General features: G+C 41.6%; 6 protein-coding genes. 2 read left to right on the top strand and 4 right to left on the bottom strand.

What is annotated here, in order from left to right:
- The first annotated feature begins 70 nt into the window (after positions 1 to 70).
- Positions 71 to 949, top strand: coding sequence for a tyrosine-type recombinase/integrase (locus H3Z82_RS19310; protein ID WP_317172476.1), 879 nt, complete (start codon positions 71 to 73; stop codon positions 947 to 949).
- A 2-nt stretch (positions 950 to 951) separates the two neighbouring features.
- Positions 952 to 2,085: an IS91 family transposase gene (locus H3Z82_RS19305; protein ID WP_182202983.1), complete on the top strand. Its 1,134-nt coding sequence runs from the start codon at positions 952 to 954 to the stop codon at positions 2,083 to 2,085.
- Positions 2,086 to 2,373: 288 nt separating this feature from the next.
- On the opposite strand, the gene H3Z82_RS19300 is transcribed toward H3Z82_RS19305, so the two are convergent.
- The 4 genes from H3Z82_RS19300 to H3Z82_RS19285 form a co-directional block, all read right to left on the bottom strand.
- Positions 2,374 to 2,688 (bottom strand): hypothetical protein, encoded by a 315-nt coding sequence (locus H3Z82_RS19300; protein WP_182207100.1) that lies wholly within the window; start codon positions 2,686 to 2,688, stop codon positions 2,374 to 2,376.
- 15 nt (positions 2,689 to 2,703) lie between these two features.
- Positions 2,704 to 3,156, bottom strand: coding sequence for a hypothetical protein (locus H3Z82_RS19295; RefSeq protein WP_182207099.1), 453 nt, complete (start codon positions 3,154 to 3,156; stop codon positions 2,704 to 2,706).
- A 228-nt stretch (positions 3,157 to 3,384) separates the two neighbouring features.
- Positions 3,385 to 3,825 carry a PepSY-like domain-containing protein gene (locus H3Z82_RS19290; RefSeq protein WP_182207098.1) on the bottom strand — a complete coding sequence of 147 codons (441 nt, stop codon included), beginning with the start codon at positions 3,823 to 3,825 and terminating at the stop codon, positions 3,385 to 3,387.
- 184 nt (positions 3,826 to 4,009) lie between these two features.
- Positions 4,010 to 4,355, bottom strand: a 346-nt coding sequence (locus H3Z82_RS19285; protein WP_218937268.1) for a hypothetical protein, incomplete at its 5' end; no start/stop codon positions are given.

The following is a 4,355-nucleotide window of genomic DNA, read 5'->3' as shown; positions in this document are numbered from 1 at the left end:
CACGATTCACTACCTTTAGGATCAAGGTTTAATGTAATACTCAATATTATGAAAAAAAAACGACACCCTCATTGAAAGGGCCTGTATTTCCGTTCCAGAGTTTGCAAAACTCTACCAAAAATTAAAGCGTTCCGTTGAGCTGGCCGGCAAGAGCCAGAGTACCCTTACCAACTATGCGCGCTGCCTGGCGCACCTTGCCCTCCATTTTAACTGTAGTCCACTTGCCCTGGATGAAGAACAGATCTTGGACTATCTACACGTTTTAAAGTCGCAGCACAAGACGCCATCCGACAGTTTTTTCAAGCACACCGTCTACGGGCTTCGCTATGCCTATCGCCTCTTTGGGATGAACGAGATGCGTGTGGTTCTTCCTTCCATTGAACGTCCCAAGACACTCCCGGTGGTATTGAACCAAAGAGAGATAAAACAACTGTTGAAGACCCCTAAACTGCTCAAGCACCGCTTGGTCCTGGCCATGCTCTATGGCTGTGGACTTCGCAATTTTGAACTGTGCAACCTACAGCGCAAGGACTTGGATTTTGATAGGATGATGCTGCACGTGCGCCAGGGGAAAGGGCGCAAGGATCGTTATGTTCCCCTGTCCAAAATGCAGGTCCGCGGCCTACAGAGATACTTCCTGGCAGAAAACCCGGATACGTGGTGTTTTACGGGCAATGACAAATCAGGCAGACCGAGCCGGATCTCTTCCCAGGGCGTTCAGTGGATCGTCCGCGAGGCTCGCAGGCACAGTGGCATCCAAAAGGAGATCACCGCCCATATCCTGCGGCACAGCTATGCCACCCACTTGCTGGAAATGGGTCTGGACATTATGAGCGTAAAGGATCTTTTGGGACATGCAGATATCCAGACCACCCTTATCTACCTCCATGTGGCACAATCGGGCAGGCAAAGGCCGTTCAGTCCGCTGGACAGGCTTTATGGCCAATAGGGATGTCCAAGCCTGTCCATGAAGTAGCCCATATCCTGGAGCGAAACAGGGAGCACCTTGCCGCTCATTGTGCCAATAGCTGGCAAGAACGTACCCTGCACGCGTTGCGCAAATGTCGGACCTCGGCCTTGGGCGGTCACATCGATCGTTGTGAGAATCCAACCTGCGGTAGGTTGCACCTTAGTTATAACAGTTGTCGCAACCGTCACTGTCCGAAGTGCCAGGGCCATAAAAAAGAGGAATGGATCCGCGCCAGGGAGGCAGATCTGTTGAAGGTTCCCTACTTCCATGTAGTGTTTACCATACCTGCGGAGCTGAACCGGTTATGTCTGTACGAACCAAAGTTGGCGTACGGTCTTCTGTTCAAAACAGCTTGGGGCATTATCCGGGATTTTGGTGGCAATCCCAAGTTTTTGGGCGGCCGGATGGGAATGGTCGCCATCCTGCACACTTGGGGGCAGAACCTTTCGCTGCACCCGCACCTGCACTGTATAGTTCCCGGGGGTGGCATTGCCAGATCGGGCAAATGGAAACCTGCCAAGAGTAAGGGAAAGTATCTGTTCCCTGTAAAGGCAATGAGTAAGGTCTTCAGGGCTCGATTTGTGGCCGGATTGCGTAAAGCGCTGGGGAAGCAACAACCTCCCTCTTTTTACCAAAGCCTGTTCCAACATCATTGGGTGGTCTATTGCAAGCGTCCGTTCTTGGGGCCTTCACAGGTAGTGGAATACTTGGGCCGCTATACCCATAAGATTGCCATCAGTAACCATCGGATAAAAGGTCTGGAAGGCGGAAACGTACGGTTCATGGTAAAGGATTATCGGCACGGGGGCAAGAAATCTGTGCTTGCGCTGCCCGATGCCGAATTCATCAGGCGCTTCGCACTACATGTCCTGCCCAAGGGATTTACACGGATCAGGCATTATGGTATTTTGAGCAGTTATTACAAAAGAACTGTGATCCCGCAGCTCCAGAAAGACCTGGGAATGCCAAAGCTTGGGGAGACAGGGCCATTGATGCACCGAAAATGTCCAATATGCAAAAAGGGAAACCTTGTTACCGTTGCAACTTTTACCGCCCGTGGACCACCAGGGCACTGGCTGGAGCAGATCAATAATCAAATAAAACGACCTATATAAAAAAAAGCGCAAGTCACGCGCAACAGGATATCTATGGTCAAAAATGAAGGAAACTGAGTGAAAAACGTTGAAAAGAAGCGAAGAGGAACTGCAAAACCAATCTTGCACTTCTAATCTTCAATAATAAAGCAAGCAAATACTCCCAAACAAAAAAATCAACTATTAAAAACCCATCTTAAATCCAATCAATCCCCATAGTAGGCAAACCGACCAACACCGGTTCAGTCAACACGGCATTCATGTTGGGTCGTACCGACCACACGAATGCTTAGTTATTACCTGCAGTTTTTATTTATTTTCTTTTAAAAGTCTCCAAAATTCTTCGTTATTTTCATTGTAAATTCTAATAGCTCCACTTCTAACCAAAAGTTTTCTTAACTCATCAGGTTCGAAACCTCCTAAATGTTTTTGTATTTTCGAAAAGGTTCTATCTGTATAGTCTTCATCCATTAAGAGTTGTTTAATAGTGTTTTCCGCAATAAATTCTGTTTTGTTATTTTCTTGTAAAATGCTAAACTCGTGTTCGAATTTTTGTTTTTGTAAGAAATATGTAATTAAGCCTCCAAATACAGTACCTAATAAAGTAAAAATTCCTATAACCATAATAAAATATTTTTGTTACTCACAAACATTTACACGCAAAACGTCAAAGTATGTACCTTTAATTATTTTTGTTTTATTCTGATATGAAAAATATTGAAAAAGAACATTTTGAATATCTCCATATTCATTGAATTGAATCCTTCTTTTTTCCTCAATAATTTGGTTTTCACAATCTATTGCATATTCTACTAATTCATAGCCACCTGTTTTATCAACAATAGTTCCTTTAGAATTTGGAACCTTTACATCTGGCAAATCGATTCTAATCCAAAAGTCGGTTTGATTAATTGATTTTTCCTGAATTAAAAAGTGAAAATATGTGTCAAATTCAAAGTCCGAAGCCAATTCTTTGAAGTTACTGTCGGTCAAACTTGGGTAATCCTTTTTTTGAGCAAATGAAATTGTCGTAAGAAGTAAAGTCGTAATTATAAAGACTTTCTTCATTTTTTTGCTAATTGTTTTTTTCATAAAGTATGTTTTTTCAAATTGCAGGTAACGTTTAGTATAAAAGAAGTAAGGCTGAAAATAAGCAATTACCTTTCGGATTATCCACAAGCCAAATCTTTTGCATTTTGTTTTATATTTTTCTTCTAAAAGCCAAATCAAAAGATTTGGCGACCTCGCAAATATGCCTGAAACATTGAGTTTAGCACTTACTTGCCCTATTTTTTTTATACAGTGTTAGTGGCAGACATTTTAGTCCACAGTCCTCAAAAAATTCCCATCTGAATCAAACTCAAGCACAACAATGGTATTCAACTCTACTTGCTGGTTATTTCCTTCAAGCTCCCACCCAATTATAAAGTCATCGGGATAATTAGTTGTTGTGTAGTCGAGAATCTTGTCTGGTATAACTGAATCTGGCAATTTAGAAGTGCCATCAATATCAATAACTTGACCATTGGCATAAAATTCAATATTTATTCCGCAATCCAAATCAATGTCGAAAGATGGTTTGTTATCTTCTTTCTCTTTTACAATCCTTATTATACCACAAGATGGAAAATGTGTTTCCAAATAGATTTTAATACTTGTGGGCAATTCGCTTTCACTAATTATTTTTTCCTTTTCACAACCAAATGCTGAAAAGACAAGTAGTCCAAATATTGCCATTAAAAATCTTTTTGAGTTTTTCATAGTAATTGTTTTAATTTAAAGTAAATATGTTTTTTCTTTTGTTTGCCACTAACGTCCCGTATAAAAACTGTGCGAGCGGGCGAGCGTGATTGTCCGCAGGACAATCCGCTGAGCAAGCGAGCACGGAATTTCGATTCAAGACAGGTTTTAGCATTGTTTTTATATAGTGTTGTGCTTTCGTGCTTTATTTTATCTCTACAACCGACACAATTTTGGCTGCCGGCTTTTCACAGTCTGAATCCGTAAGAGATAGTCCGAAAGCTTCATTTAAAACGGTTCTAACTATTCTAACCGTCCGTGTCTGCCTATCTCCTTTCTTAGGGAAATGTAAATTGGTTCTTATGTGAAATAAGATATCGTTAGCCTCAGTAAAATAATTATCTAAATCCGATATTTCTTTACTTCTGGAGCCTAAAGGATTCCAAGTAGTCAGAATAGCCTGAACATCTTCACTTTCCTTTTCTCTTCTTTTAAATTCCTCAGTTTGTTGATAGTCTGTCATATTATTTGTTTTTGCATGAAGCACAACG

It is taken from the genome of Gelidibacter maritimus (assembly GCF_014062315.1).
Taxonomy (GTDB): Bacteria; Bacteroidota; Bacteroidia; order Flavobacteriales; family Flavobacteriaceae; genus Gelidibacter; species Gelidibacter maritimus.
This window is presented reverse-complemented; position numbering and strand designations above follow the sequence as displayed.

Bases quoted from the DNA above. Each gene is read 5' to 3' on its own strand.
- H3Z82_RS19305 (WP_182202983.1), top strand. From the start codon at position 952: ATGTCCAAGCCTGTCCATGAAGTAGCCCATATCCTGGAGCGAAACAGG.
- H3Z82_RS19300 (WP_182207100.1), bottom strand. From the start codon at position 2,688: ATGGTTATAGGAATTTTTACTTTATTAGGTACTGTATTTGGAGGCTTA.
- H3Z82_RS19295 (WP_182207099.1), bottom strand. From the start codon at position 3,156: ATGAAAAAAACAATTAGCAAAAAAATGAAGAAAGTCTTTATAATTACG.
- H3Z82_RS19290 (WP_182207098.1), bottom strand. From the start codon at position 3,825: ATGAAAAACTCAAAAAGATTTTTAATGGCAATATTTGGACTACTTGTC.